The sequence below is a fragment of the Ideonella azotifigens genome (assembly GCF_006519715.1).
Classification (GTDB): Bacteria; Pseudomonadota; Gammaproteobacteria; order Burkholderiales; family Burkholderiaceae_C; genus Ideonella; species Ideonella azotifigens.
Window position 1 is genome coordinate 1 of the sequence record NZ_VIDT01000982.1, and the last position, 1,565, is coordinate 1,565.

2 protein-coding genes are annotated in these 1,565 nt (G+C 69.8%); both read left to right on the forward strand.

The annotated features are described in order from the left end of the window. On the forward strand, positions 1–1,119 hold a 1,119-nt coding region (locus FKP22_RS29880; protein ID WP_141291850.1), incomplete at its 5' end, for an efflux RND transporter permease subunit. A 46-nt stretch (positions 1,120–1,165) separates the two neighbouring features. Further along, positions 1,166–1,565, forward strand: a 400-nt coding sequence (locus FKP22_RS29885; protein WP_170201172.1) for an ABC transporter substrate-binding protein, incomplete at its 3' end; no start/stop codon positions are given.

Here is a 1,565-nt window from a genome sequence, read left to right on the forward strand (position 1 = left end):
GACCTGGACCCAGGCGCACCCGAGCTGCGGGCCGACTCGCGCTACAACCGCGACAACGACTACGTCACCAGCCACTACGCCGCCTCCAGCGACATCCTGGTGGTCATGGTCTCGACGCCCGAGGACCAGTGCACCCGCTACGGCACGCTGGCCCAGGTGGACCGGCTCGCCTGGCGGCTGGAACAGCTGCCCGGGGTCGAGTCCACCAACTCGATGGCCGCGCTGTCCAAGCTCGCGATGGTGGGCTACAACGAAGGGCAGCTGAAGTGGTTCGAGCTGATTCCCAACGACAGCGCGCTGGGCGGCGTGCAGACCCGCGCGCCGCGCGAGCTGTTCAACCAGGCCTGCTCGTTCCTGTCGCTGTACGTCTACCTGAAGGATCACAAGGCCGAGACGCTGAGCAGCGTGGTCGAAGAAGTCGAACACTTCATCGCGAACGACGCCGCGGAGGCGGGCCGCCGCGCCGGGCCGCCCCAAGCAAGGCCCGATCCCCTCGGGGGATCGCCCCGCGTATTCGCGGGGCAAGGGGCGCCACCTGAACGCTTTATGCTGGCCGCGGGCCCGGCGGGCATTGCGGCGGCCACCAACATCGTCGTCAAGCAGGCCATGCGCGAGATGCTGTGGTGGGTCTACGGCGCGGTGGTGCTGCTGTGCTGGGTGACCTTCCGCTCGTGGCGGGCGGTGGTGGTGGCGGTGCTGCCGCTGGTGCTCACCTCCATCCTGTGCGAGGCGCTGATGGTCGGCCTCGGCATAGGCGTGAAGGTGGCCACGCTGCCGGTGATCGCGCTGGGCGTGGGCATTGGCGTGGACTATGCGCTGTACGTGCTCAGCGTGATGCTGGCGCGGCTGCGCGCAGGCGAGACGCTTTCGTCGGCCTACCTGCACGCGTTGCGCTTCACCGGGCGCGTGGTGATGCTGACCGGCGTCACGCTGGCCCTGGCGGTGGGCACCTGGGCGCTGTCGCCCATCAAGTTCCAGGCCGACATGGGCATCCTGCTGGCGTTCATGTTCGTCTGGAACATGGTGGGTGCCCTGGTGCTGCTGCCGGCCCTGGCGCACTTCCTGTTGCGTCCGGCTGCTCGCGCCGTGGCGGCGCTGCCCGCTTGTGCGGTGGCCTGAAGTGCACGCCATGCGGATGCGCTGTTTCCGCCTGCTGAGCCTGCTGTTGCTGTGGGCCGTCGCTGCCCTCACGGTGGAGGCCGCGCAGGCGGCATCGGCCATCGTCATTGGCCAGTCGCTGCCGCTGACGGGGCCTGGCTTTCCGGTTGCCAACCGGGTGCAGGCCGGGGCCAAGGCGCTGGTCGACCGGGTCAACGCGACCGGGGGCATCCACGGCCGCAGGCTGGATCTGTTGACGCTCGACGATGGCGGAGACCGCCGACGCCTCGCGGCGAACCTCGGCAAGCTGGTGCGCGAACAGGGCGCCGTTGCGGTCGTGAACTGTCTGGGCGAGCGCGCCTGCCTGGAGGCCGCTGCGGTGACCCGCGAACTGGGCGTGCCCTTGATCGGGCCGTTCTCCGGTGCGGCGGCCCTGCGTGCGCCGATGCTGCGCCATGTCTTCACGC